Genomic DNA, 25234 nt, shown 5'->3' on the forward strand with positions numbered 1-25234 from the left:
GCCCATCCTGCCAGATCTCCTGGACCAAATCCCGTCTGACGAAGAGATCGGTTCCGTGACGGCAGATGGCGCCTACGACACACGCAAGTGCCACGAGGCAATCGCTGCCCGTTGTGCCGCTGCGATCATCCCGCCCCGCAAGAACGCCAAGCCTTGGAAACCAACGAGCCCCGGAGCCATTGCCCGCAATGAGGCACTGCGCGCGTCCAAATATTTGGGTCGTGCCATCTGGCGACGATGGTCTGGCTACCACCGCCGGAGCCGGGTCGAGAGCAAGATGAACTGCATCAAGCTGCTCGGCCAATCCCTCATGGCCCGAGACTTCGACCGCCAGGTCGCCGGTCTGCAAGTTCGTATCGCCGTGCTGAACGGCTACACCGCGCTCGGCGCACCCATGACTGTAGCCGTAAGATAGGTCCGTCCGGGGAAAGGGGAACCGCGCTCAGACCCCGATTTGTGCAACAGCGCCCCATAAAACTGAAAACAGCTGTCTAAACCCTACGACTGGACCCCATTGAAACGGGGGAGATTACCTTGGCAGCCGCGAAAAGCTTTCGACAAAGCCTGTTGTTTGACGAAACAGTATACCGAAAAGCACCTTCATCATGAGACAAACTTGGATCGCTGTGTCCCTGAACTCGCGCTGCCACCCGCGCCTCCCCATCGGAGCACCACGCCATAGCATCCTAGGATCAAACCAGATCGATAGACAACCGCGCAGCTTTTGCGCGTCGGCCATTGTGATCAACCCAATTGAGCATCGATGGCCAACTGTACAAAGCCCAGTTTCGGGTCTTGTATCTTGTAGGCGACCAACTGCTCATACAAGTCAGCTGCCACGCTCGACTCAACAGAAGAAACCCACACCCCATTTGTGCAACAAAGCTCGGTCAGTTCAAAAGCTAAAGTGGCAGTTCGGTTGTTTCCCGCACGCGCTTGAGAGCGAAGCTCGACTGCATCTGCGCGACGCCCGGCAGGCGGGCGAGTTTGCTGCGATGAAGGTTACCGAAATCTTCGCTGTCGCGCACCACGACCTTCAGCAGATAATCCGCCGTTCCGGCCATCAGGTAACATTCCTGTACCTCGGGGATCCGGCGCACGGCGGCCTCGAAGGATTCGAGCACTTCATCTGACTGACCTGCCAGTGTGATCTCGACAAAGACCGTTGTCTTTCGCCCCAGAGCCGCCCGGTCGAGCAGCGCCACGTAGCTCGAAATCGCCCCCTCCCGCTCCAGCCGCGCGACGCGGCGATGGCAGGCGGAGGGGCTGAGGCTGACCTGCTCCGACAGTTCCGCGTTGGTGAGTCTCCCGCTCCTCTGAAGCTGCCGGAGGATTCGAAGATCTGTCTCGTCAAGGCTCAACATTTTGCAAGATCCTTCGAATAAATAAAATTATTGTCGACGATCATTCATCACCAGCGTCAAATCCGCAAGACCTTTGCAAAGCTCTTGTCACAGGCCTTTGCTATAACGGCGTCAACACCAGTGGAGGATCCCCAAATGAAAATCGGTTGCCCGACAGAAATCAAAGCACAGGAATTCCGGGTTGGCCTGACCCCCCCGGCCGCCGCCGAAGCGGTCGCCCACGGCCACGAGGTCATCGTTCAGCAAGGCGCAGGCGATGGCGCGGGCTTTACGGATGACGATTACCGCAACGCCGGTGCCGGGATAGTTGATACCGCCGATGAGATTTTTGCCGCCGCCGATATGGTGGTGAAGGTCAAGGAGCCGCAGGCTGTCGAGCGCAAGATGCTGCGCGAGGGTCAGCTCCTGTTCACCTATCTTCACCTTGCCCCCGATGTACCCCAGACCGAGGACCTGCTGGCCTCGGGTGCCACCTGCATCGCCTACGAGACCGTCACCGATCGCTCCGGCGGCCTGCCCCTGCTGGCCCCCATGTCCGAGGTCGCGGGTCGTCTTGCGCCGCAGATGGGCGCCTATACGTTGCAAAAGGCCAATGGCGGCCGCGGTGTACTCATGGGCGGCGTGCCCGGTGTGTTCCCGGCCCATGTGGTGGTGATCGGCGGTGGTGTCGTCGGAACCAATGCGGCGCGGATCGCCGCCGGGATGGGCGCCGACGTGACGGTGCTCGACCGCTCCCTGCCGCGTCTGCGCTACCTCGACGATGTGTTCGGAGGCCAGTTCAAGACCGGCTACGCGTCGAAGACCTACACCGCCGAGATGGTGGCCGAGGCCGATATGGTGATCGGCGCGGTGCTGGTCCCCGGCGCCTCCGCGCCCAAGCTCATCAGCCGCGCACAGCTCTCGGACATGCAGCCCGGCGCAGTGCTCGTTGACGTGGCCATCGATCAAGGCGGTTGCTTTGAGACGTCGAAAGCCACGACCCATCAGGATCCGAGCTTCGAGGTGGATGGCATCATGCATTACTGCGTGGCCAACATGCCCGGGGCCGTGCCGCGTACCTCGACCCAGGCCCTGAGCAACGCGACCATGCCGTTCATGCTGGCGCTGGCCGATAAGGGCTGGAAGAAAGCCTGTCAGGACGACCCCCATCTGGCTGCGGGCCTGAACGTTCATGCGGGTCAGCTGACGAACCTGCCCGTCGGTGAGGCGCAGAACCGCGACGCGGTGGAGCCGTCTGCGGTCCTCTGATCGAGTTTCAGGAAAACGCCCCCTTCATCGTCCGAAGATAAGCCACTGGCTTGATGGATGGGGGCGTTGCCGTCGCAACGACGGCTGCGAAGCGGGACGGGCTGGTGTCCGCCCCCTTCAATTTAAAACTGGCCTCTCGCGGTGCGAGGGGCCCTTTTCGTCAGATCGCGGCGCGGATCGCGGCCATGTTCTGGCCGTAGATCTCCGGCTGATCCACTGACCCGCCCCGGAACACGGCGGAACCTGCGACCAGCACATCTGCACCGGCCTCTACAACGAGGGGCGCCGTGGTGGGGTCCACGCCGCCGTCGATCTCGATATGCACCGGGCGGTCGCCGATCATCTGGCGCAGGGTGCGGATCTTTGCGGTCATGTCGAGGAACTTCTGCCCGCCAAAACCCGGGTTCACCGTCATCACGCAGATCAGGTCGGTGAGGTCCAGAAGATGCGCGACGGCCTCTGCAGGGGTGCCGGGGTTCAGGGCGACACCGGCCTTCATGCCAGCCGCACGAATCGCTTGCAGGGTCCGGTGGATATGGGGTCCGGCCTCCACGTGGGCGGTCAGGACGTCCGCGCCGGCCTCGGCATAGGCGTCGATATAGGGGTCCACGGGCGCGATCATCAGGTGCACGTCCATGACGGTTTTCACATGGGGGCGGAAGGCTTTGACCGCCATCGGGCCGAAGGTCAAATTCGGGACAAAATGCCCGTCCATCACATCCACATGCACCCAGTCGGCGCCCTGATCCTCAATGGCGCGGATCTCTGCACCAAAATTGGCGAAATCGGCGGAGAGAATCGACGGGGCGATCTTGATCGAACGGTCCATGGGGCAGCCTTTCCGTGTCAGCGCGTGGGTCCGCCCGTGCCATGGAGCAGGGCGGGCCGCAGGTCAATCGCTTCGACGGGTCAGGCGGATTTGAAGCCGCGCAGCACGCGCCGCGTGGCCTCGACCAGGGGATCGTGGGTTTCCGACAGGATCTGCACCCGGTCAAAGCGGTCCGGGTCGCGGGCCACGGCGTCGCGCAGGGCGTGGCCAAAGGCCATGCGGAGCTCAGTGCCGATGTTGAATTTGCAGATCTTCGAACTGCGGGCGAGCATCGTGCGCTGCGCGTCGGGCACGCCGGAGCCGCCATGAATGACCAGCGGCACGTCGGTCACCGCCTCGATGGCGCGGATGCGCGCCTCATCAAGCCCCTCCGACCGCTCCTGTTGCAGATGCACATTGCCCACCGAGACGGCCATGGCGTCTACCCCGGTCTCCCGGGCGAATCGCGCGGCTTCCTCGGGATCCGTCCCGGCCGATTCAGCGCCGCCGGAATAGCCGACAAAGCCGATCTCACCTTCGCACGATATCCCGGCGCTGTGGGCCAGTTCTGCGATGCGGGCGGTCTCGTCGATGTTCTGGGACAGAGGCTTTTGCGAGCCGTCGAACATCAGCGAGGTGAACCCGCTATCGAGCGCCTCTTGGCACTCGTCGAAGCTGTAGCCGTGATCGAGATGGGCGACCACCGGGACGCTGGCGCCCTCGGCCAGATGACGGAACATCTTGCCCAGAACCGGCAAGGGCGTGTGCTTGCGGCAGGAGGGACCAGCCTGAAGGATCACCGGCACCCCCTCCGCCTCGGCGGCGGCCACATAGGCGCGCATGTCTTCCCAGCCCAGCGTCACCAGACCGCCCACGGCATAGCCCCCGCTCAGGGCCGGTTGCAGCACATCGGAGAGGGTTGCGAGTGTCATTTGAACTTGGCCACCATGTCCTTGATCCCGGGGATCGTTTCCACCTGATAGGCGTGGGTCGGCTGAAAATACTGCACCAGCGAACGCTGCGACAGGCCGCCCAGAATGGTGAAGTAATACATCTCATAGCCCGGCAGTACGCAGCAGGGATGGTAGCCGTTATCGATCACAATCGTGGAGCCATCGACGATGTGATAGGCGTCGCCGGGCCTGTTATCCTCGCGCTGGAGCATTTGCAGCCCGGAGCCGTGATTGGGCCGAAAGCGGAAATTATAGGTCTCGTCATGGCGCGTCTCGTCGGGCAGGCGGTCGGTGTCGTGTTTATGCGACGGAAAGCCCGACCAGCCGCCCTGACCGACGGTATACAGTTCGGAAACCAATAGGCGGCCCACCTTGTCATGCTGTTTCTGACCGAGGATGTGTTTGATCTTGCGGTGGGTTTTCGTGTCGTCGGAGCCGTACTGCACCAGATCGATGCCATCGGCGCGCACGTCGAACGGCTCCAGCACGGTGTCATATTTCGCCCCGGCCACGAAGACTTCGGCGGCGTCGCTGACACAGACCATCCGCGCCTTGGCGCCGGAGGGGATGTAGACGCCCTCGGGCTCGCCATCCCACACATCGACGCCGCGATTGCCCAGGCTGGAAAAGGACACGCCCTCGACCGCCACATCCACGGTGCCGGTGGCGGGCACGATGCAGGTCTCATAGCCCGGCACCTGATAGTCAAACGCCTGACCCTTCGTAAGTTTCACGATATTAAAGTAATTCAGCGGCACCCGTGCATCATCGGCATCGACGATGGCGGCGTTCTGGTTGTCATAGGGGGGGATATGCATGGTCGGAACCTCTTGTCACAGGGCGCTCACCGGACCGGGGTGGTCGGCGAGGAATTGATCGAGTTGGGCGGTTGTGGGCATGGAGGGCGCGCAGCCCGGTTGCGAGACGACGATGGAGGCACAGGCCGAGCCGCGCAGGATCGCGTCGCGTAACTCGCGCCCCTCGGCGATCCCGGCCAGCAGCCCGGAGATAAAGCTGTCGCCCGCGCCGTTCGGCTTCACCGGCGTGACGGGGTAGATGCCGGTGTGGATCTCCTGCCCGTCATAGAAGGTCACGGCGCCTTTTTCGCCCATCTTGTAGATGACCATCCGGCCTGCCGTCTCGGCGAGGGCCTGCGCCTTGGCCAGCCCCTTGTCGATGCCGCCCGCCATGAAGCCGAACTCCTCGTCATTGCCGACGATCAGATCGCTGGCCTCGCCCGCGCGGGTCAGCACATCTGCGGCGACCTCGGCAGAGGGCCAGGAATAGGGGCGGTAGTCGATGTCGAAAATCACCGGCTTGCCTGCCGCTTTCATGTTGTCGAACGCGCGGAAGGTGGCGCCGCGCGAGGGCTCCGCGGCAAAGACCGTACCCGCGGTGATCACCGCCCCATAAGCGGCATAGTCGACCCGGTCCACGTCGTCTTCGGTTACCTGAAAATCCACCGCGTTGTTGCGGTAGATCACCAGCTGGAAATCCTCTATCTTGCTCTCATAGACCGCGAGCGAGGTGCGGTATTCGCCGCCGAGCGCGCGAATATAGCGGGTATCGACACCGTAATGCTCCAGCCGGTTGACGCAGAATCGCCCTACCGCGTCGTCAGAAACCGAGGTGACCAGCGCCGAACGCCCGCCGAGCTTGCACAGGCCCGCGCAGATATTGGCCGAGGAGCCGCCGAGATCCGCCCGGAAACTCTCCGCGTGATCGGCGGCGGTGCCCGGAGGGTCGGCATACATGTCCATTCCGGCCCGCCCAAAAACGACAAAGTTGTTTTCGCGGATGCCCTCCATCAGACCTGTCATTATGCTGCCTCCCTGCGGGTTGTCGCTTGCGCGGTGATCTGGCACAGGATAGAAAGTTTGCAACCGGTTGCAAACAAAAAGTCCGGCGACCTGAGATCTGAGGGGAGAAGCTTGGTGACGATCAGAATTGGGAATGCACCCTGTTCATGGGGTGTGGAGTTCGCGAATGACCCGAGAAACCCCGACTGGCGGACGGTTCTCGCGGAATGTGCCGGGGCCGGCTATCGCGGAATCGAGCTGGGACCAGTGGGCTACATGCCCGAAGATCCGGCGGTGCTGGGTGAGGCTCTGGCCGAGCATGAGCTGGAGTTGATCGGTGGCGTGGTGTTCCGCCCGTTCCACGATCCCGAAGCTTGGGATGACGTTCTGGACGGCACCCACCGCACCTGCCGCGCGCTGCGGAGCCATGGGGCCAGCCATCTGGTGCTGATCGATTCGATCTCCCCCCGCCGCGCACCCACCGCAGGTCGCGCCGATGAGGCCGAGCAGATGGACGCCGCCGAGTGGACCGCATTTCGCGACCGCATCGCCGAGGCCGCGCGGATCGCGGTGGAAGAATACGGGTTGATCGCCTCGATCCACGCCCATGCAGCAGGATTCATCGACTTCGAGCCCGAGCTGGAACGGCTGCTGGATGAGGTGGATGAGCGGCTTCTGAAGATCTGCTTTGACACCGGCCACCACTCCTATGCGGGCTTCGATCCTGTGGCCTTCATGAAGCGCCATGTGGGCCGGATTTCCTACATGCACTTCAAGGATATCGATCCGAAGATCAAAGAACAGGTGATCGCCGAGCGCACCGGGTTTTACGATGCCTGCGGGCAGGGAATTTTCTGCAATCTCGGTCAGGGAGATGTGGATTTTCCCGCAGTCCGTCAGGTGCTTCTGGATGCGGGTTTCAAAGGCTGGTGCACGGTCGAGCAGGATTGCGATCCGACCCTGCCGGGCAGTCCGATAGAGGATGCGCGCGCCAATCGCGACTATCTGGAGAGCGTCGGTTTCGAGCGGGGAGATCAGGCATGATGAAGCTGCAATGGGGCATGATCGGTGGCGGCGAAGGCAGCCAGATCGGTCCGGCGCACCGTCTGGGCGCGGGTCTCGACGGGGCGTTTGAGTTCGCCGCCGGTGCGCTTGATCACCGGCCCAAGGAAGGCCGCGCCTATGGTCAGCGGCTGGGTCTGGCCGGCGATCGCGCCTATGGCAACTGGCAGGAGATGCTGGAGGGCGAGCGAAGCCGCGAAGATCGTGTCGATCTGGTCACTGTCGCCACGCCCAATGCGACGCATTTCGAGATCACGCGGGAGTTCCTCAAGGCAGGCTTTCACGTACTCTGTGAAAAACCGATGACCATGACCGTCGAAGAGGGCGAAGAGATCGTTCGGATCACCCGCGACACGGGCCGGATCTGCGCGGTGAATTACGGCTATACGGGCTATTCACTGGTGCGGCACATGCGCGCCATGGTCGCCCGCGGCGATCTGGGCAAGGTCCGGCTGGTGAAGGCCGAGTTCGCCCATGGTCATCATGCCGACGCCGCCGACGCCGATAACCCGCGCGTGCGCTGGCGCTATGACCCGGCGCAGGCAGGGGTCTCGGCGCAATTTGCCGATTGCGGTATCCATGCGCTGCATATGGCGAGCTTTGTCACCGGTCAGGAGGTCACGCGCCTCTCGGCGGACACGGTCTCCTGCATCGAGAGCCGTGAGCTCGAAGATGATGCGATGGTGAATTTCCGTATGGATGGCGGGGCTGTGGGGCGGCTCTGGACGTCTTCGGTGGCTATCGGGCGGCAGCACGGTCTGACGATACAGGTCTTTGGTGAAAAAGGCGGTTTGCGCTGGGCGCAGGAGCATCCGAACCAGCTCTACTGGATGCCTCTGGGCGAGCGCTTGCAGGTGATCGAGCGGGGCGAGGCGAACCTGTCGCCCGAAGCGGACCGCTCGACCCGCGTCACCATCGGCCATGCCGAGGGGATGCCGCTGGCCTTTGCCAATATCTACAGCGATCTGGCCGAGGCGATCCGGGCGCGCAAGGACGGCCGCGAGATGGATCCCGCCGCTGATCTCTACCCCCGGGCCGAGGATGGCTTGCGCTCCATGGCGGCTGTGTTTGCCGTGGCGCAATCGGGCAAGGAAGACGGCGCGTGGCTCGACGCCCGCCCGCCGATGTTCCGCTAGATCCGCCTAGGACAGGCGCGGGCGCAGGGTCGCCCGCTCCACCACGTCGCAGGGAAAGAGCCGGCAATCGGGCGCGGTGACCTCGCCCTCCAGCATCCCAACCATCAGGCTCAGCGAGGCCTGAATGATCTCGGCGATGGGCTGGCGGATTGTTGTCAGACCGATATTCTGCCAGCCCGCCATTTCCATATCATTCAGCCCGATCAGCCCGATATCCCCGGGCACGGACAGCCCCGAGTCTGTCACTGCGCTGAGCGCCCCGATCGACAGCACGTCATCCCCGCAAAAATAGACCTCGGCCGGGGTGTCTTGCAGCAGGCGCTGCATCTCCGCCCGACCGGCGGCAAAACTATAGGCCTCGGCAAAGCTCTGGCTGAGGGTCACACCGTCGTGGCCTGCGAGTTCACCGGCGAAACCTTGCAAACGATCCCGCGTTGATGTGGCGCTTTCCGGCCCGCCCAGAAAGCCAACCCGGCGGTAGCCCCGGGCCAGCAACTCCCGCGCGGCCATCCGACCGCATTCGACGTTGTCGATGCCGACCACGTGGACTGGTGGCGCGTCAGTTGCGCGGCCAAAGCTGTGCACCACGGGGATGCCCGCCTCGGCGAAAGCGCGGGCGAAATCGGGGGGCAGGGTGGAGGAGGCCACGATCACCCCGTCAACGGAGTATTGACGCAGAAGCTGGACCGAGCTGTCTGGACGGGTCTCGTCGGTGAGATTCACCAACAGGGGCCGATAGCCGCGATCCTGCAAGCCTCTGGTAAAGAGGTCGAACACTTCCAGAAAGATCGGGTTATGAAAGTTGTTGGCCACGAGGCCGATCATCCGCGTCTGGCCGGTGGTCAGGCTGCTCGCCAGCGCGTTGGGGCTGTAGCCCAGCTCTGCCGCCGCCGCTTCGACCCGCTGGCGCATGGCGGGGGAGACGGAGGCTCCGGGGGTGAACGTTCGCGACACCGCCGAGCTCGACACGCCCGCCGCCCGGGCGACATCCTTCAGGGTCACACGCACGGGCTGGCATCCTCCTTGGGGGTCAATCGCGCGGACTATCCCCCTTTGGCCGGGCTTTTGCAACTGGTTGCAAAGCGTCTCAGACCCGGTGGCCCCAGAGATCGTATTCGCCGGCCTCATCCACCTCGACTTCGACGAAATCGCCGGGGCTCAGCCCGTCATAATCTTCGTCGATATAGAGGTGGCCATCGATTTCGGGCGCGTCGGCGGTGGTGCGACAGGTGGCGGCTTCGTCGTCCACCTCGTCCACCAGAACGGTCATGCGCTGGCCGACCTTCGCCTCCAGTTTCGCCTCGGAGATCGCTTGTGCTTTCTCCATGAACCGCTCCCAGCGCTCCTGCTTCAGCTCCGGCGCGACATGGTCAGGCAGGGCATTCGAGCGCGCACCGTCCACGTTTTCGTACTGAAAGCACCCGACCCGGTCGAGCTGAGCCTCGTCCATCCAGTCGAGCAGGTATTGGAACTCTGCTTCGGTCTCGCCGGGATAGCCGACGATGAAGGTCGAGCGCAGGGTCAGATCCGGGCAATCCGCGCGCCATGCGGCGATTTCGTCCAGCGTCCGGGCGCTGGCGGCGGGGCGGGCCATACGCTTCAGGACGTCCGGGTGGGCGTGCTGGAACGGGATATCAAGATAGGGCAGGAGCCCAGAGGACGGATCGGCCATCATCGGGATCAGCTCGCGCACGTGGGGGTAGGGGTAGACGTAGTGCAGCCGCACCCACGCGCCGAGCGTGCCAAGGTCGCGGGCCAGATCGAGGATCGGTGCCTTCGCCTCGCGGTCCTTCCAGTCGGTGCCAAAGGCAGAGGTGTCCTGGCTGATGACCAACAGTTCCCGCACGCCCGCGCCGACCAGCCGCTCTGCCTCCCGCATCACCGCCGCGTGGGGTCGTGAGGCGAGGCGGCCGCGCATGTCGGGGATGATGCAGAATTTGCACTTATGGTTACAGCCCTCGGAGATCTTCAGATAGCTGTAATGGCGGGGCGTCAGGCTGATCCCGCGTGCGGGCAAAAGGTCCACGAAGGGGTCGGGATCCGGCGGCACGGCGGCGTGGACCGCATCAAGCACCTGTTCGTATTGATGCGGGCCGGTGACGGCGAGAACCTTCGGATGCGCGCCGGTGATATAATCGGGCTCGGCCCCGAGACAGCCGGTGACGATGACCTTGCCGTTCTCCTGAAGAGCTTCGCCGATGGCCTCAAGACTCTCGGCCTTGGCCGAGTCGAGGAAACCGCAGGTGTTCACGATCACTGCATCGGCGCCGTCATAGCTGGCCGAGATGTCGTAGCCCTCGGCGCGCAGACGGGTCAGGATGCGCTCGCTGTCCACCAGCGCCTTGGGGCAGCCGAGGGAGACCATACCGATCGAGGGCTGTCCCTCCCGGCGGTCAGAGGAGGTCACAAGCTGCGCCTGAGCGCGGTCGGGGCGGAGATCTGGCGGGTTCGTGGACATTGGGCGGATATACGCTTGTTTTTTCGCCACGCAAGGCATCGGTGCTTGCGCGCGCTTGCGGTGTTGCGGAAGTCTGCGGGCATGAGACACGTTCTGATCCTCCTTCTTGTGCTGCAAGCCTGCGGGTCTGGCGGCAGCGATGCACCCCGCAACACCGCGGAACCTTCACCGGCCAGCGGCGACGTCTCGCGCGGCTTGTATCCCGGTGAGACCCCGCAGATGAGGGTGCTCGTGAACGAGTATGCAGATCGCTATGGCGTGCCGCGCAGCCTTGTGCACCGCGTTATCCAGCGCGAAAGCGACTATCGTCCCGAGGCGCGAAATGGGCCGTATTATGGGCTGATGCAGATCCTGCCCCAGACTGCGCAAACCATGGGCTTTCGGGGCCGACCTTCTGATCTTCTGGATGCAGAGACCAACCTGACATACGCGGTGAAGTATCTGCGCGGGGCGTGGCTGGTCTCGGGCGGGGACGAGGCGGATGCTGTGGGCTGGTACGCGCGCGGCTATTACTACGAGGCCAAGAAGCAGTGCCGGCTGGTCGAGACGGGTCTCAACGACCGCGAAACCGCCCGGCACTGTCGCTGAGCAGAGCGATCAGGCGTCCCGCCAGCCCGGCGCGCATGCGACCACGGTTGCGAATTTCCACTGCCCGTCGATCCGGCGCAAAACGTAGTGAGCGTCCATCACATCGACCGGAGTGCCGTCTTTTTGCAAGCGTCGGACGTCCCGGACGTCAAGAATAGCCAGATTGTCGTTGCAGCGCGTGACCGTCATCTCGCCGATCTCGCTATGGCTATAGCCGTCTGCTTCCAGCTTCGCGAATAGGGACTCGAGGAATGCGGTGAACACCTGCCGGTTGCTCAGGACAGCATCACCATCAGGTTGCACGAAAAAGGCCGGCTCGGTGTAGCAGTCTGCCACTCCCGCAAAGTCACGCCCGTTCCAGCGCTGCAAATAGGTCGCGTAAAACTCGGCGACTTCCGTTTCCAGATCGGATTGCATTCACAGCTCCTGTTCGCCTGAAAATTTTCGCGCCCGAGTTGCCAGAATGGCGGCGGAACAAAGGTTCCGCGCGCCGGTTGGGGGCGGGCATGGAGGACAGCCTGAAACGTGTAGTACCCCCAGTCCGCCCCCCTTGGTCTGAAAGGTACCCTTACATCTCGGGCATATAGAACATGCCTTCGGGCAGTTCGGTTGCTTTGCCCACCAGCGCCTCGCCGCCCAGGTCCCGCATGAGCTTCAGGGTCTTGTCAGCCGAGTCGAGATCCACCTCCAGCGTTTCTGGAATGCCCAGACGGAACCCTTCGATCAGGGTCTCGAACTCCGCATCATCGGCGGCGTTCATCAACGGGCGCAGGGGCTCCCACGCGGCGTCATCATTGGCCAGCATATCCTTGGCGGCGCGGCTCGCGGCGATCAGGCCTTTGACAGCGTCGGGATGCTTTTCAACGGTCTCCTCGCGCAGCACGTAGCCGAGATAGGGCATGTCGGGGTCGAGCCCCAGCGCCTCTGCGGCGGTGGCAACGTCGATCAGGACCTTCTGCCCGTCTGCGACCATGCGGGCGAGGAAGTGCCAGTAGTTGATCGCGCCGTCGAGGTCACCCGCGAGGGCTTGCTCCAGAATTTCCGGCGGTGAGCCGTAGACCTGCTGGGTCTGGCCGACCAGATCCATGCCGAATTCTTTTTGAGCGTAGGCCTGAAGGAGCAACCAGCTCTTGTCCAACTCGCCGCCGGCAATGCCGATTTTACCATCGGCCAGATCGGTGATGTCTTCGGCCTCGCTGTCGGCGGGGACGACCACGCCGCCGATGGCCTTGGAATAGGGGATGAACACAAAGTCATGACCTGCCGCGCGTTGCCGTGCGACCCAGAGCCAATCAGAGACGATGATATCGGTATCGCCATTCTCCAGCGCGGCATCGCTGTCCTCGCCGCGCGGACGCTTCGAGACTTCGAGATCGAAGCCGTTCTGGGCGTCCAGTTCGTTCTCGGTGATCGTGGTGATTTCCCAGTTCACCGTGCCCGATTCGAGCAGGGAAATGCGCAGCGACGGCATGTCCTCGGCCAGCAGCGGAGTTGTCCAGATCATCAGCGCAGCGGTGGCGGCGAAAGTCGGTTTCAAAAGCATGAGATCCCTCGGTTGAATTCCGATTGAAGACGTAGCCCGATGCGCAGCGCGCTCCAGCGCGCGAGCAACAAAATCTATCACTCGATCTGTCATTTTTTCGAAACTGTGGGAGATGTTGGCTGATGGAGCGGGCGATGAGATTCGAACTCACGACCCTTACCTTGGCAAGGTAATGCTCTACCCCTGAGCTACGCCCGCCCGTCAGCTATGTCATCCCGATGGAGCGGGCGATGAGATTCGAACTCACGACCCTTACCTTGGCAAGGTAATGCTCTACCCCTGAGCTACGCCCGCGCTGCCATCGGATGAGGCGCGTTTAGACAAGCTCTCGGGGGGATGCAAGAGAGCGCGTGCGAATTTTCTGCGAAAATTCATTCCCCGAAGCTGCCATCATATTTTCCCGCGTAACGATGGAGCGGAGCGCGAATTTTTGTAGAAAACTCGGCCCCGCCCGTTCCGTTCATGCGAGTTCGACCAACAGGTCTTTGGCGTCGATCTGACTGCCGACAGACACATGGACAGCCTTCACTGTGGCGTCCCGTTCGGCATAGAGACCCGTCTCCATCTTCATCGCCTCGACGGTCAGGAGCAGATCGCCTCGCTTGACCTCCTTGCCGGGTTCCACGGCGATGGAGGCAACGATTCCCGGCATCGGAGCGCCCACATGGTTCGCGTTGCCTGGCTCCGCTTTGGGACGGATCGCCGCGGCGCCGCCCTCTGTCCGGTTCGGCACGATCGAGACGCGTGGTTGGCCGTTCAGTTCAAAGAACACCCGCACCTGCCCGTCGTCTCGCGTATCGCCGATGGCCTGGCAGCGGACCTCCAGCGTCTTGCCCGGATCGATCTCGGCCGAGATCTCCTCGCCCGGTTTCATCCCGTAAAAGAACGTCTGCGTCGGCAGGGTCCGCACGGGGCCGTAATCCTCGTGCCGGGTGCGGTAATCGATGAAGACCTTGGGATACATCAGATAGCCGAACAGGTCTTCGTCGTCGATCTCGACGCCGCCGCACTTCGCCGAGGCTTCCTTGCGCGCTGCTTCCAGATCTACAGGGGGCAGGTGCTTGCCCGGGCGGTCAGTGATGGGGGTCTCCCCCTTCAGGATCTTGGTCTGAAGCGCCTCGGGCCAGCCGCCGGGGGGCTGCCCAAGAGAGCCGTGCATCATCTCCACCACCGACTCGGGGAAGCTCACATCCAACGAAGGATCCTCGACCTGCGCGCGCGTCAGCCCCTGGGCCACCATCATCAGCGCCATGTCCCCGACGACCTTCGACGAGGGGGTGACCTTTACGATGTCGCCGAACATCTGGTTCACCTCGGCATAGGTGTGGGCGACCTCGTGCCAGCGCTCCTCCAGCCCCATGGAGCGGGCCTGCGCCTTGAGGTTGGTGAACTGGCCGCCGGGCATTTCGTGGAGATAGACCTCAGAGGCGGGGGCCTGAAGGCCGCTCTCGAAGGCGGCGTAATGGGCGCGGACGGCTTCCCAGTAATTGGAGATCTCCCGGATCGCCTCGATATCAAGGCCCGTGTCGCGGTTCGAGCCTTTCAGCGCCTCGACCACGGTGCCGAGCGTCGCCTGACTGGTGTTGCCCGAGAGCGAATCCATGGCGCAGTCCACTGCATCCACACCTGCCTCGGCGGCGGCAATGATCGTCGCCGACGCAATGCCCGCCGTGTCGTGGGTGTGATAATGGATCGGCAGGCCGACCTCTTCTTTCAGGGCCTTGAAGAGGATCCGGGCAGCGGCTGGTTTCAGCAGCCCGGCCATATCCTTGACCCCCAGCACATGAGCGCCCGCGGCTTTCAGGTCATGGCCCATCTGGACGTAATATTGCAGGTCGTACTTGTCCCGCGCGGGGTTCTGGATGTCGCCGGTATAGCAGATGGTACCTTCGCAGACCTTGCCCGTCTCGATCACCGCATCCATAGCGACGCGCATATTCTCGACCCAGTTCAGGCTGTCGAAGACGCGGAACACATCGACGCCCGATTTCGCCGCCTGATGGACAAAGCCCTCGACCACGTTGTCGGGATAGTTCGTGTAGCCCACCCCGTTCGAGGCGCGCAGCAGCATCTGGGTCATCAGATTCGGCATGGCGGCGCGCAGATCGCGCAGGCGCTGCCATGGGCATTCCTGCAGGAACCGGTAAGCCACGTCGAAGGTCGCGCCGCCCCAACATTCCACCGAGAAGAGCTGCGGCAGCTTATGGGCATAGGCGGGGGCAACGCGGATCATGTCGATCGAGCGCATCCGCGTGGCCAGAAGGGATTGGTGCCCGTCGCGCATGGTGGTGTCGGTGATCAGCAAGTGCGGCTGGTCGAGCATCCACTGGGCCACCGCCTCGGCGCCCTGCTGCTCTAGGATCTGCCGGGTGCCATCGGGCGGTGCCGTGACCGGCGTTCGCGGCGCGATGGCCGGTTTCACGTCCGCCGCCGGCTTAGCCCGGCCCTGCGTTTCCGGATGCCCGTTCACCGTAATGTCGGCGATATATTTCAGCACCTTGGTTGCCCGGTCCCGGCGGGGGGTAAAGTCGAACAGCTCCGGCGTCTGGTCGATGAACTTCGTATGATACTCGTTCGACAAGAATGTCGGATGCCGCAGGAGGTTGATGACGAAATCGAGGTTGGTGGACACGCCCCGGATGCGGAATTCGCGCAAAGCGCGGTCCATCCGCTTGATGGCGGCCTCTGGAGTCGGCGCCCACGCGGTGACTTTCTCCAGGAGGGAATCGTAGAATCGCGTAACTACTGCGCCGGAGTAGGCGGTCCCGCCATCGAGCCGGATGCCCATGCCGGTGGCGCCGCGATAGGCGGTGATGCGGCCGTAATCGGGGATGAAGTTGTTGGTCGGGTCCTCGGTGGTGATGCGGCACTGGATCGCGTGGCCCGACAGCTCCACATCATATTGCGAGGCGACGCCGGTCGCGGTGCTGAGCGCCTTGCCCTCGGCGATGAGGATTTGGGCGCGGACGATGTCGATGCCAGTCACCTCTTCGGTCACCGTGTGTTCGACCTGCACACGGGGGTTCACCTCGATGAAGTAGAACTCGCCCGAATCCATATCCATCAGGAATTCGATGGTTCCGGCGCATTCATAGCCCACGTGCTCGGCGATCTTCTTGCCGAGATTGCAGAGCTTTTCACGCTGCGTTGCAGAGAGATACGGGGCAGGGGCGCGTTCGACGACCTTCTGGTTACGACGCTGGACCGAGCAATCCCGCTCCCAGAGGTGGTAGATATTGCCCTGCTTATCGCCGAGGATCTGGACCTCCACGTGGCGCGCGCGCTGGATCATCTTCTCCAGATAGCCCTCGCCATTACCGAAGGCCGAAATCGCCTCTCTCCGACCCTCCAGCACCTTTTCTTCCAGCTCGTCCGGCCCCATGATCGGGCGCATCCCGCGCCCGCCGCCGCCCCAGCTGGCCTTGAGCATCAGCGGATAACCGATCTCGTCGGCGGCCTTCCGGGCGACCTCCATGTCGTCGGTCAGAACGTCAGAGGCGGGGACAACCGGCACACCGGCGGCGATGGCGACCTGACGTGCGCTGGCCTTATCGCCCAGCTGCCGCATCGTCTCGGCTTTGGGTCCAATAAAGGTGATCCCGGCCTCAGTGCACGCATCCACAAACCCGGGGTTCTCGGACAGAAGGCCATAGCCTGGATGGATCGCATCGGCACCACATTCGAGCGCCACCCGGATCACCTCTTCGATGGAGAGATAGGCCTCCACGGGCCCGAGGCCCTGACCGATCTGATAGGCCTCATCCGCCTTGAAGCGGTGGAGCGACAGCTTGTCCTCCTCGGCATAGACGGCAACGGTCCGTTTCCCCAGCTCATTGGCGGCGCGCATCACCCGGATGGCGATCTCACCGCGATTGGCAATCAGGATCTTCTTGAAGTCGGTCATTTTGCCCCCGCGCAGTTATCTTTCGCAACTGTCCTACGAAGAAGATGCTGCACCTGCAATGCTATCGCTAACGAATGGCATTAATTTCAGCGAAATTTCTCCACATCCGTCAGCACCGCTTGCCTTGATGTCGTGCTGGCCCAAGGCATGCTCCGCTGGAATCAGCCATTCATGAACAATTCCCCCGCCAGACCCAGCCCGAACCCGGCGACCGCGCCGAGCGGCGGCAAAGTGTCATTCTCCAGCGGCACTTGCGGCGCGATATCCTGGAAGATCAGATAGAGAATGCCCCCTGCAGCTGCGCACATGAGTATGCCTGTGACCTGCGGCGCGCCTGAAAGGAACAGATAGCCGCCCACGGCGCAGAGCGGTCCCATCAACGCCAGCAGCGTAAACTTCCGCACCAGCCCCTCGTGACTGTCGTGACCTGCCTCTTCAGCCTCGTGATAGGCGTTGAATGCTTCGGGGACGTTTTGCAGGGCGATCAGCAGAGCCAGCAGCGGCGCGGCTTCCGGGCTGACCGAAAACAGCGCACCCATTGCGATGGCCTCGGGCACAAAATCCGACATCATCGCAAGAAACTGTGCCCCTTGTCCGCCGCGCCGCGCAATGGCGCCGTCTATGGCGCGCATCAGGATGGCTCCGGTCACAAAGCTCCCGAGCGCAATCCAGGGGCTGACCGGCTCTGCGCCCTGCGGAATCAGCACGAGAGCGACAGCGCTCAGCAGGGCGCCCGCGCCGAAGGCCACGATCGTGTGCCGCAACTCGCGTTCCTTCCAGTCGGGCAGGACGATTTTGAGACGGGCCAGTGCGGCGCCCACGGGAATCGACAAACCGGCGATAAGAGAAAACAGGAGGACCGAGATCATGTGGGAACCTATTAGGACACAGTCGCTCAACCCTTGCGGGTCAAAACGGAAAAAACGACCAGAACATTGACTGAACATCTGCTTTTCTTTGAGTTCGTCTCGCGTTAGGTTCGCCGCATGAGCAGTTTCGACGATCCCAACGCCATGTCACAGCCCTCTCTGGCCGCGCGCGCCATGGCCGCGCGCCCGGCGCCCTATCTTGATGAGCTGAACCCAGCGCAACGTGCGGCGGTCGAGGCGCTGGACGGGCCAGTGCTGATGCTGGCGGGCGCCGGTACCGGCAAAACCAAGGCCCTGACCGCCCGGATCGCACATCTGATGCAGACCGGACGGGCGCGACCCAACGAAATCCTCGCGGTGACTTTTACCAACAAGGCCGCGCGCGAGATGAAGGACCGGGTCGGGCGGCTCATGGGGCAGACGGTCGAGGGAATGCCTTGGCTGGGGACCTTTCACGCGATTTGTGTGAAGCTTCTGCGCCGTCATGCGGAACTGGTGGGACTGAAATCCAATTTCACGATTCTCGACACGGACGACCAGATCCGGCTGATGAAGCAGCTCATCATTGCCGAGAATATCGATGAGAAACGCTGGCCCGCGCGGCAACTGGCCGGGTTGATCGACCACTGGAAGAACCGCGCCTGGCGCCCCGATCAGGTTCCCGCGTCAGAGGCTTCGGCCTTCAATCATCGCGGCAGCGAGCTATACGACTACTATCAACAGCGCCTGAAGACACTTAACGCAGTCGATTTCGGCGATCTGCTGCTACACATGGTGACGATTTTCCAGAACCACCCGGATGTGCTGGAGCAATACCAGCGCTGGTTCCGCTATGTGCTGGTGGACGAATATCAGGACACCAATGTGGCCCAGTATCTCTGGCTGCGGCTGCTGGCCCAAGGACATAAAAACATTTGCTGCGTGGGCGATGACGATCAGTCGATCTATGGCTGGCGCGGCGCCGAAGTGGGCAATATTCTGCGGTTTGAAAAGGATTTTCCGGGCGCAAAGGTGGTGAGGCTGGAGCAGAATTACCGCTCCACCCCGCATATTCTTGCGGCCGCGTCGGCGGTGATCGACGCCAATCAGGGTCGGCTGGGCAAAACCCTCTGGACCGCTGCCGAAGACGGCGAAAAGGTCCGCCTCATCGGTCATTGGGATGGCGAGGAAGAGGCGCGCTGGATCGGCGAAGAAGTCGAATCGATGGCGCGGGGGACGCGGGGTCTGCGGCCCTTCAGCCTCGATGAGATGGCGATTCTGGTGCGTGCGTCACACCAGATGCGGGCCTTCGAGGATCGCTTTCTGACAATCGGTCTGCCTTACCGCGTCATCGGCGGTCCGCGATTCTATGAGCGGATGGAGATCCGCGACGCGATGGCCTATTTCCGTCTCGCCGTGAGCCCCGACGATGATCTGGCCTTTGAGCGGGTGGTGAACACACCAAAGCGTGGGCTGGGCGACAAGGCGCAGCAGAAAATCCAGATGACCGCTCGCAGCAACGGGGTGAGCCTCGTGGACGGGGCGCGGATTTTGCTGCAGGACAAAGGGCTTGGCGGCAAGGGCGGGGCCGAGTTGCGGGTGCTGGTCGATGCCATCGGGCGCTGGTCCGATCTGGCGCGCCAGCCGGAGCACAACCATATCGAACTGGCCGAGCAGATTCTCGACGAATCGGGCTACACCGCCCACTGGCAGAACGACAAGACGCCGGAGGCGCCGGGGCGGCTGGAGAACCTCAAGGAACTGGTCAAGGCGCTGGAGTCGTTTGAGAACCTGCAGGGGTTTCTCGAACATGTAGCGCTGATCATGGATAATGAGAGCGACGCGGGCGAGGCCAAGGTCTCGATTATGACACTCCACGCCGCCAAGGGTCTGGAGTTTCCCGCCGTGTTCCTGCCGGGCTGGGAGGATGGCTTGTTTCCGTCTCAACGCTCCATGGATGAAAGCGGCCTCAAGGGGTTAGAGGAAGAGCGCCGTCTGGCCTATGTGGGTATCACCCGGGCCGAGGAACTGGCGACGATTTCCTTTGCGGCGAACAGGCGGGTTTATGGCCAGTGGCAATCGGCGCTGCCCTCGCGCTTCATCGATGAATTGCCCGAAGCCCATGTGGATGTGCTGACCCCGCCCGGTCTCTATGGTGGCGGCTACGGCGCGGCTGGCATGGCGGCCTCGGCCTCTCCGCAGATCATGACGGCGGCGGAATCGGATCTGCAGGAGCGGGCCAGCCGGGCGGATGTTTATAACTCGCCGGGATGGAAACGCCTTCAGGCGCGCAGCCAGTCGCGCCCCATGAGCCAGCCCCGCGAGAGCCGCTCCATGGTCATTGATGCCGAAGCGATTTCGGCGTTCACCGCCGGGGACCGCGTGTTTCACACGAAATTCGGCTACGGCACTGTGATGGGTCTTGAGGGCGACAAGATCGACGTGGAGTTCGACAAGGCCGGGGGCAAAAAAGTCGTCGGCCGCTTCCTCGTCGCTGCGGCTGAGGCAGGCGACGTTCCGTTCTGATCTGACAGAGTGACAAAAGAAAATGACGGTGCCGGGGAGGAGGTCGGCACCGCCATCTTCGTTACGTCCGCAGGGAGGGAGGAGCGCGAACGTATTCGGGAAAAATGTGGCGGTGATGCCAGGGAGGAGGAGACACCACCGCCGTCATACGTCTGCCCAGGGAGGAGGAGGGGCAGGCGTAACCCGGTATTTTTGAGCGGTGACCCCCAGGGAGGAGGAGGGGCCACCGCCGCGATACACCCACCCAGGGAGGAGGAGGGGGCAGGCATATTCCGGTATTCTGTGGCGGTGACACCCAGGGAGGAGGAGGGGTGCCACCGATGAGATCAGGACGCCGAAGGGAGGAGGAAAGCGTCCCGAAACTGCGAATTACTTACGGTGCGATGCTTCCATAGCGATCGACTGGATCTGCGAGCGGTGAACGCCCAGATCATAAAGCTCCCGATCGCTGAGCATGGAGAGCTCGGCGAGCGTACGGCGATAGATGCGCCACGCATTGTAACGAGCGCGCAGATCGGTGAAGAAGTTGGAGCCGGAGTGACCGGCCTGAACGAAGCTTTGAGACAGTTCAGCCATTTTGAACCTCGGATGTTAGCGTTTGACACTGTGCCGGGCAGCGACACTGCCGTTGGCGTTGATCGGATATTTAGGCTTATTCTGCGGGTGCACAATCCATCCCGCCATCAATGCTGCTATGCAGCAAGCGCAATGCACCTGGCGCTGGTTGCGCTGTATCGCTCAGTGGCGTGCGCGGGGGGGGCGTTCGCCACCCCTCGGTGATTGGCAAAGGCAGGTTCTGCTCGGCGCCAAATTCGAATGTCGGCGAGGACCTTTGGGATTTCATGGAACGACGAGGATTCAGTGGGAAATTGGGGGAGTCGCGCTGTCTGCTCCTGCTCCCCTGTGCATTCGCCACAGTTTTGCCTGAATCCCTGAAAGAAAAATCTTGCTAGATGCAGGTCGAGGAGGGGCGCATTCTACCACATCTTGATCTCGGCGGGTCTGCGATCAAGATTCTGTGCTCTAAAAGCCGCAGGAGCTCGGAAGGGTCATGCTGATCCCATGAGATTTAGGTTGTTTCCCATGAATTCCCGTGGCATCCCTATATCTATCGAAAGGCAGCAGATACCGGCCAGTAGAGCCGGATCTCAAAAACAAAAACTGAGGCAGAAGCTTCATACAGGCACTCTACTAACTGCTTTTTCGATCATATCGGCAAGCGCGTGGGGCCATACCCCCAGGCAGTGCGCGCGGCCGGCCCCGGAAACGGGATTGACGGCGGCGATCCGGACAGTGGCAGCAGTTCGGGTCGCCGTTTTCCGTTTCCATACCACCAGAGAATCGATTGGGGGCGGGCAGGTCAAGGGGCGTTTTCAGTGGTCGACGTTTTTATCGGATCACACGAAAACAAGATCGACAGCAAAGGGCGTCTGTCGATCCCCGCCGATTTTCGTAAAATTCTTGATAAACGGGATCCGGACCGCGACGCAGAAGAGCTTCCGCGTTTTGTGCTGCTGTTCGGCGCAGGCTTTCGTGACTATCTCGAAGCCGTTCCCATGGCGCGGCTTGCGCAGGTTCATCGTCAGATAAAGCGCCTGCCCCCGGGCGATCCGCGACGCAAAGCGCTTGAGCGGCTCTACTATCAGGATGCACAGCGGTTCGTACTGGACGATACGGGCCGGATCGTGCTGCCTGCCCGTGCCCGCGCCGTCCTCGGCGGAGCCGAGCGGGCGCTCGTGGTGGGATGTGGTGAGATTTTCTACATCCAGCCCTTCACCGACGATTCCGATCCTCTGCCCGAAGCGGATTCGTCCATTGGCTACGATCCGGCGACCGATCCTTCGGCCTATCTGTCTGGCGATTTCGATGACGAGCCTGACCTGTGACCGATGCAGCGCCCCATATTCCGGTTCTCCTGAACCCGATCCTGCGCGCCTGTGCTCCGGTCTCTGGTGTCTGGGTGGACGGGACCTTTGGGGCGGGCGGGTATACGCGCGGCCTTCTCGCGGCGGGGGCCGAGCGCGTCATCGGCATCGACCGGGACCCATCCGTCTTTCCGATGGCCGCGAAATGGGCGGACGAATATGACGGCGCACTGACGCTGGTACAGGGGACATTTTCCGAGCTGGACGAGCATGCGGGCGATCCCGTCGATGGAGTCGTGCTGGATCTTGGTGTCTCCTCCATGCAGCTCGACCAGGCCGAGCGTGGGTTTTCCTTTCTCCGGGACGGGCCCCTCGACATGCGTATGGGCGACGGGGAGGTGACCGCCGCTACTCTGGTCAATGACCTGGATGAGGGACCGCTGGCCGACATCCTGTACCAATATGGTGAAGAGCGTGCGTCCCGGCGGATCGCCCGTGCCATCATAGCCGACCGCAAGATCGCGCCGATCCTCACGACCCGACATCTTGCCACGCTGATCGAAGGCGTATTGCCGCGTCCGAAACCGGGTCAGAGCCACCCTGCCACCCGGAGTTTTCAGGCGCTCAGGATTGCGGTGAATGACGAATTTGGCCAGCTTGTGGCCGGATTGGAGGCCGCTGAGAGGGCACTACGGCCGGGTGGGTGGCTGGCGGTCGTTACGTTTCATTCCATGGAAGACCGTGTCGTCAAACGGTTTTTCGCCGATCGTGGCAACAAGCGGGGCGCGGGCAACCGGCACCAACCCGCCGTCGAGATCACACCGCCAGCCTTTGAAGACATTTCGCGGGGCATTGCGCCTGATCGCGAGGAGATTGACGCCAATCCGCGCGCCCGGTCGGCGAGGTTGCGGATCGGTCGGCGCACCGACGCGCCGGCGGGATCTGCTGACCGGAAAGCGCTGGGTCTGCCCCGACTGGCGCAAAAAGGAGATTTCTGATGCGCACGCTCATGTATTTGCTGCCCGCAGTCACGATAATGGCGCTGGCGTTCTGGGCCTATTCCGAAAATTACGAGACACAAGGGTCCATCGCTCATGTGCGCGAGTTGCAGAGGCAGATCGGCGCTGAGCATGAGACGCTGTCGATTCTCAAGGCGGAATGGGCGTATCTCAACCGACCCGACCGTTTGCGCGATCTCGTGGCTCTGAATTTTGACCGACTGCAACTGCTGCCCATGCAGCCGTATCATTTTGCGGAAACGACCCAGATCCCGTTCCCGCCGAAACCCGGCGCCCTTTTGGCGATGGATGGCGTAACACAGCCCGAAGGGGAGCAATTCCCATGATCCGTACCCCGCTACGCCCGCTCGCCAAGATCCTCAAGGCACGCCAGAGAGGCGAAAATCCCGACCTCATCGAGCGGGAGAATCTCCGTCTCCGACACGAATCTTTGCAGGACCGCGCGCGGCGCCGGGCTGAGGGGAGGCTGCTGTTGATGGCGGGGTTCTTCCTGTGTGTCTTTGTCGTGATCGGCGCGCGCATGGGCATGATGGCGGCGTCTCAGCCCAGCGAGCCTCAGGCCGGCGTCGCAGGCAATGCCATTGTTGCCAGCCGTGCAGACATCACGGATCGTCACGGTCGCGTGTTGGCTACGAACCTTCTGACATATGCACTTTATGCCCACCCGCTTGAGATCATCGACAAGCCGCGCGCCGCGGGTCAGTTGGCCGAAATCTTCCCGGATCTTGATGCGGGTGATTTGTTGAACGATTTCACAGGCGGGCGCAAGTTCCTGTGGATCAAGCGAAAGATCAGCCCTGAACAGCGTCAGGCCGTTCACGATATCGGAGAGCCCGGCCTGCTCTTTGCGCCGCGTGAGATGCGCCTCTACCCCAACGGCCGGTTGGCTGCGCATGTACTCGGGGGCACGTCCTTTGGTAAGGAAGGCGTGAGCTCGGCGGAGGTCATTGGAACGGCCGGCATTGAAATGGCGCTGGACGCAGAGCTGCGTGACCCCTCCCGGGAGAGCGCACCGCTGGAGCTGTCGGTCGATATGTCTGTGCAGGCCGCGATGACCGAAGTTCTGGCGGGTGGCGTGACCATGCTGAATGCCAAAGGTGCTGCCGGTGTGCTCATGGATGTGCATACGGGCGAGGTGCTGGCCATGGCATCGCTGCCGGATTTCGATCCGAACGACCGCCCCCCCTTGCCCATCGAAGGGGATCCCGCCGACAGCCCGCTTTTCAATCGGGCCGTGCAGGGCGTGTATGAGCTTGGATCGACATTTAAAATTGTCGCCGCCGCTCAGGCGATGGAACTGGGTCTCGTCAATCCGAACACGAAGGTGAATGCCAACGCACCGCTCTATTGGGGCAAGTTCAAGATCGGGGAATACGGGGGCAAGAACTACGGTCCGACACTGTCCGTTTCCGATGTGATCGTCAAAAGCTCCAACGTCGGCACCGCCCATATCGCTCTGAAGATCGGCGGAAAGCGACAAAAAGCTTTTTATGAGCAACTTGGCGTTCTGTCGAAAAGTCCGGTGGAACTGGTGGAGACCAGCCGGGGCGTGCCGCTGGTGCCGCCAAACTGGTCTGAGATCGTTACGATCACGGCCTCCTATGGGCACGGATTTTCGACCTCGCCGATGAACCTCGCGGCGGCCTATGCGTCGATCCTGAACGGGGGCACGCTGGTGCGTCCGACGCTTCTGAAGCAGGACGGTCCTCAGAACGGACCCCGCGTGGTCAGCGAGGCGGTTTCGCGCGCCTCGGCGCGGATGCTGCGCGAGGTGGTGCTGCGCGGAACGGCGAGCTTTGGTGCCGTGCCGGGCTATGCGGTGGGCGGCAAAACCGGCACAGCGAATAAGGTCAAGCGCACCGGCGGCTACTATAATAACAAGAATATTAATACTTTCGCCAGTGTCTTTCCGGCTGATGACCCCAAATATGTCCTGATCATTACTCTCGATGAGGCGAGCGAAGAGAGCGGCTCCAAGCCGCGCCGCACGGCAGGTTGGACGGCTGTGCCGGTGGCGGCCGAGGTGATCCGCCGGACCGCTCCTCTTTTGGGACTCGAGCCTGAGATTGATCCTGCCGCCGCTTCTGCGATAAAGCTGGCGGCGCAATAAGAG

The 25234-nt window shown here is 62.4% G+C and carries 22 protein-coding genes, 2 tRNA genes and 1 pseudogene; 10 read left to right on the plus strand and 15 right to left on the minus strand.

What is annotated here, in order from left to right; all coding sequences use genetic code 11:
- Positions 1 to 415: IS5 family transposase (locus FEV53_RS12880; protein ID WP_142835235.1), on the plus strand; the 415-nt coding region annotated here is incomplete at its 5' end.
- Between the two features lie 123 nt (positions 416 to 538).
- On the opposite strand, the pseudogene FEV53_RS12885 reads toward FEV53_RS12880, so the two are convergent.
- Together FEV53_RS12885 and FEV53_RS12890 are read right to left on the minus strand one after the other, a co-directional pair.
- A pseudogene (locus FEV53_RS12885) lies at positions 539 to 824 on the minus strand (transposase); the annotation flags it as partial.
- Positions 825 to 902: 78 nt separating this feature from the next.
- On the minus strand, positions 903 to 1361 hold the full coding sequence (locus FEV53_RS12890) for an Lrp/AsnC family transcriptional regulator (RefSeq protein WP_142835278.1): 459 nt from the start codon (positions 1359 to 1361) through the stop codon (positions 903 to 905).
- 138 nt (positions 1362 to 1499) lie between these two features.
- On the opposite strand from FEV53_RS12890, the gene ald reads away from it, so the two are divergent.
- Entirely contained in the window at positions 1500 to 2612 is a 1113-nt protein-coding gene (gene ald, locus FEV53_RS12895; RefSeq protein WP_142835237.1) for an alanine dehydrogenase, read from the plus strand.
- Between the two features lie 160 nt (positions 2613 to 2772).
- On the opposite strand, the gene rpe is transcribed toward ald, so the two are convergent.
- From rpe to iolC, 4 genes are all read right to left on the minus strand, one after another.
- On the minus strand, positions 2773 to 3441 hold the full coding sequence (gene rpe / locus FEV53_RS12900; RefSeq protein ID WP_142835238.1) for a ribulose-phosphate 3-epimerase: 669 nt from the start codon (positions 3439 to 3441) through the stop codon (positions 2773 to 2775).
- An 80-nt stretch (positions 3442 to 3521) separates the two neighbouring features.
- The gene (locus FEV53_RS12905; protein ID WP_142835239.1) at positions 3522 to 4352 is read right to left on the minus strand and encodes a class II fructose-bisphosphate aldolase; all 831 of its coding nucleotides are present in this window, start codon (positions 4350 to 4352) and stop codon (positions 3522 to 3524) included.
- On the minus strand, positions 4349 to 5191 hold the full coding sequence (locus FEV53_RS12910; protein ID WP_142835240.1) for a 5-deoxy-glucuronate isomerase: 843 nt from the start codon (positions 5189 to 5191) through the stop codon (positions 4349 to 4351). Before FEV53_RS12910 ends, FEV53_RS12905 begins: the two co-directional genes overlap by 4 nt.
- A gap of 15 nt (positions 5192 to 5206) precedes the next feature.
- A complete protein-coding gene (gene iolC / locus FEV53_RS12915) occupies positions 5207 to 6193 on the minus strand; it encodes a 5-dehydro-2-deoxygluconokinase (protein WP_142835241.1) in 987 nt (328 codons plus the stop codon).
- A 114-nt stretch (positions 6194 to 6307) separates the two neighbouring features.
- On the opposite strand from iolC, the gene FEV53_RS12920 reads away from it, so the two are divergent.
- Positions 6308 to 7216, plus strand: a complete 909-nt coding sequence (locus FEV53_RS12920) for a sugar phosphate isomerase/epimerase family protein (RefSeq protein ID WP_142835242.1) — start codon at positions 6308 to 6310, stop codon at positions 7214 to 7216.
- Positions 7213 to 8370: a Gfo/Idh/MocA family protein gene (locus tag FEV53_RS12925; RefSeq protein WP_142835243.1), complete on the plus strand. Its 1158-nt coding sequence runs from the start codon at positions 7213 to 7215 to the stop codon at positions 8368 to 8370. The genes FEV53_RS12920 and FEV53_RS12925 overlap by 4 nt, the downstream gene beginning before the upstream one ends.
- 6 nt (positions 8371 to 8376) lie before the next feature.
- Here FEV53_RS12925 and FEV53_RS12930 read toward each other — a convergent pair whose 3' ends face one another.
- Both FEV53_RS12930 and rimO read right to left on the minus strand, forming a co-directional pair.
- On the minus strand, positions 8377 to 9378 hold the full coding sequence (locus tag FEV53_RS12930; protein WP_142835244.1) for a LacI family DNA-binding transcriptional regulator: 1002 nt from the start codon (positions 9376 to 9378) through the stop codon (positions 8377 to 8379).
- 79 nt (positions 9379 to 9457) lie between these two features.
- Entirely contained in the window at positions 9458 to 10828 is a 1371-nt protein-coding gene (gene rimO, locus FEV53_RS12935) for a 30S ribosomal protein S12 methylthiotransferase RimO (protein ID WP_425465486.1), read from the minus strand.
- 81 nt (positions 10829 to 10909) lie between these two features.
- Between rimO and FEV53_RS12940 the strand changes: the two genes are divergently transcribed.
- Positions 10910 to 11416 carry a lytic transglycosylase domain-containing protein gene (locus FEV53_RS12940; protein ID WP_142835245.1) on the plus strand — a complete coding sequence of 169 codons (507 nt, stop codon included), beginning with the start codon at positions 10910 to 10912 and terminating at the stop codon, positions 11414 to 11416.
- 9 nt (positions 11417 to 11425) lie between these two features.
- Here FEV53_RS12940 and FEV53_RS12945 read toward each other — a convergent pair whose 3' ends face one another.
- The 6 genes from FEV53_RS12945 to FEV53_RS12970 form a co-directional block, all read right to left on the minus strand.
- The gene (locus tag FEV53_RS12945) at positions 11426 to 11833 is read right to left on the minus strand and encodes a YybH family protein (RefSeq protein ID WP_142835246.1); all 408 of its coding nucleotides are present in this window, start codon (positions 11831 to 11833) and stop codon (positions 11426 to 11428) included.
- Positions 11834 to 11984: 151 nt separating this feature from the next.
- Positions 11985 to 12959, minus strand: a complete 975-nt coding sequence (locus FEV53_RS12950; RefSeq protein WP_142835247.1) for an ABC transporter substrate-binding protein — start codon at positions 12957 to 12959, stop codon at positions 11985 to 11987.
- A 123-nt stretch (positions 12960 to 13082) separates the two neighbouring features.
- A tRNA-Gly gene (locus FEV53_RS12955) sits at positions 13083 to 13157 on the minus strand.
- A 21-nt stretch (positions 13158 to 13178) separates the two neighbouring features.
- A tRNA-Gly gene (locus FEV53_RS12960) sits at positions 13179 to 13253 on the minus strand.
- Positions 13254 to 13419: 166 nt separating this feature from the next.
- Positions 13420 to 16863 carry a pyruvate carboxylase gene (locus FEV53_RS12965; protein ID WP_142835248.1) on the minus strand — a complete coding sequence of 1148 codons (3444 nt, stop codon included), beginning with the start codon at positions 16861 to 16863 and terminating at the stop codon, positions 13420 to 13422.
- A 161-nt stretch (positions 16864 to 17024) separates the two neighbouring features.
- Positions 17025 to 17732 carry a ZIP family metal transporter gene (locus FEV53_RS12970; protein WP_142835249.1) on the minus strand — a complete coding sequence of 236 codons (708 nt, stop codon included), beginning with the start codon at positions 17730 to 17732 and terminating at the stop codon, positions 17025 to 17027.
- A gap of 117 nt (positions 17733 to 17849) precedes the next feature.
- Between FEV53_RS12970 and FEV53_RS12975 the strand changes: the two genes are divergently transcribed.
- Complete coding sequence (locus FEV53_RS12975; RefSeq protein WP_142835250.1) at positions 17850 to 20237, plus strand: ATP-dependent helicase; 2388 nt, start codon at positions 17850 to 17852, stop codon at positions 20235 to 20237.
- Positions 20238 to 20606: 369 nt separating this feature from the next.
- Here the strand turns inward: FEV53_RS12975 and FEV53_RS12980 are convergent, their stop codons facing one another.
- Positions 20607 to 20813 carry a DUF1127 domain-containing protein gene (locus FEV53_RS12980; protein WP_142835251.1) on the minus strand — a complete coding sequence of 69 codons (207 nt, stop codon included), beginning with the start codon at positions 20811 to 20813 and terminating at the stop codon, positions 20607 to 20609.
- Positions 20814 to 21613: 800 nt separating this feature from the next.
- Between FEV53_RS12980 and FEV53_RS12985 the strand changes: the two genes are divergently transcribed.
- The 4 genes from FEV53_RS12985 to FEV53_RS13000 are packed head-to-tail and all read left to right on the plus strand — an operon-like array spanning position 21614 to position 25231.
- Positions 21614 to 22123 (plus strand): division/cell wall cluster transcriptional repressor MraZ, encoded by a 510-nt coding sequence (locus FEV53_RS12985; protein ID WP_185962197.1) that lies wholly within the window; start codon positions 21614 to 21616, stop codon positions 22121 to 22123.
- Positions 22120 to 23100, plus strand: coding sequence for a 16S rRNA (cytosine(1402)-N(4))-methyltransferase RsmH (gene rsmH, locus FEV53_RS12990; protein ID WP_142835253.1), 981 nt, complete (start codon positions 22120 to 22122; stop codon positions 23098 to 23100). The genes FEV53_RS12985 and rsmH overlap by 4 nt, the downstream gene beginning before the upstream one ends.
- Positions 23100 to 23447 carry a cell division protein FtsL gene (gene ftsL, locus FEV53_RS12995; RefSeq protein ID WP_185962198.1) on the plus strand — a complete coding sequence of 116 codons (348 nt, stop codon included), beginning with the start codon at positions 23100 to 23102 and terminating at the stop codon, positions 23445 to 23447. Before rsmH ends, ftsL begins: the two co-directional genes overlap by 1 nt.
- Complete coding sequence (locus tag FEV53_RS13000; RefSeq protein WP_142835255.1) at positions 23444 to 25231, plus strand: peptidoglycan D,D-transpeptidase FtsI family protein; 1788 nt, start codon at positions 23444 to 23446, stop codon at positions 25229 to 25231. Before ftsL ends, FEV53_RS13000 begins: the two co-directional genes overlap by 4 nt.
- Positions 25232 to 25234 lie beyond the last annotated feature (3 nt).

The sequence above is a fragment of the Palleronia caenipelagi genome (genome assembly GCF_007004065.1).
GTDB classification, from domain to species: Bacteria; Pseudomonadota; Alphaproteobacteria; order Rhodobacterales; family Rhodobacteraceae; genus Palleronia; species Palleronia caenipelagi.

What these genes read in the sequence shown, in the direction of transcription:
- FEV53_RS12975 (WP_142835250.1), top strand. Translation starts at nt 17,850, where the DNA reads ATGAGCAGTTTCGACGATCCCAACGCCATGTCACAGCCCTCTCTGGCC.
- rpe (WP_142835238.1), bottom strand. Translation starts at nt 3,441, where the DNA reads ATGGACCGTTCGATCAAGATCGCCCCGTCGATTCTCTCCGCCGATTTC.
- FEV53_RS12965 (WP_142835248.1), bottom strand. Translation starts at nt 16,863, where the DNA reads ATGACCGACTTCAAGAAGATCCTGATTGCCAATCGCGGTGAGATCGCC.
- FEV53_RS13000 (WP_142835255.1), top strand. Translation starts at nt 23,444, where the DNA reads ATGATCCGTACCCCGCTACGCCCGCTCGCCAAGATCCTCAAGGCACGC.
- FEV53_RS12980 (WP_142835251.1), bottom strand. Translation starts at nt 20,813, where the DNA reads ATGGCTGAACTGTCTCAAAGCTTCGTTCAGGCCGGTCACTCCGGCTCC.
- ftsL (WP_185962198.1), top strand. Translation starts at nt 23,100, where the DNA reads ATGCGCACGCTCATGTATTTGCTGCCCGCAGTCACGATAATGGCGCTG.
- FEV53_RS12945 (WP_142835246.1), bottom strand. Translation starts at nt 11,833, where the DNA reads ATGCAATCCGATCTGGAAACGGAAGTCGCCGAGTTTTACGCGACCTAT.
- FEV53_RS12970 (WP_142835249.1), bottom strand. Translation starts at nt 17,732, where the DNA reads ATGATCTCGGTCCTCCTGTTTTCTCTTATCGCCGGTTTGTCGATTCCC.
- FEV53_RS12950 (WP_142835247.1), bottom strand. Translation starts at nt 12,959, where the DNA reads ATGCTTTTGAAACCGACTTTCGCCGCCACCGCTGCGCTGATGATCTGG.
- FEV53_RS12925 (WP_142835243.1), top strand. Translation starts at nt 7,213, where the DNA reads ATGATGAAGCTGCAATGGGGCATGATCGGTGGCGGCGAAGGCAGCCAG.
- rimO (WP_425465486.1), bottom strand. Translation starts at nt 10,828, where the DNA reads ATGTCCACGAACCCGCCAGATCTCCGCCCCGACCGCGCTCAGGCGCAG.
- FEV53_RS12910 (WP_142835240.1), bottom strand. Translation starts at nt 5,191, where the DNA reads ATGCATATCCCCCCCTATGACAACCAGAACGCCGCCATCGTCGATGCC.
- FEV53_RS12905 (WP_142835239.1), bottom strand. Translation starts at nt 4,352, where the DNA reads ATGACACTCGCAACCCTCTCCGATGTGCTGCAACCGGCCCTGAGCGGG.
- ald (WP_142835237.1), top strand. Translation starts at nt 1,500, where the DNA reads ATGAAAATCGGTTGCCCGACAGAAATCAAAGCACAGGAATTCCGGGTT.
- FEV53_RS12940 (WP_142835245.1), top strand. Translation starts at nt 10,910, where the DNA reads ATGAGACACGTTCTGATCCTCCTTCTTGTGCTGCAAGCCTGCGGGTCT.
- iolC (WP_142835241.1), bottom strand. Translation starts at nt 6,193, where the DNA reads ATGACAGGTCTGATGGAGGGCATCCGCGAAAACAACTTTGTCGTTTTT.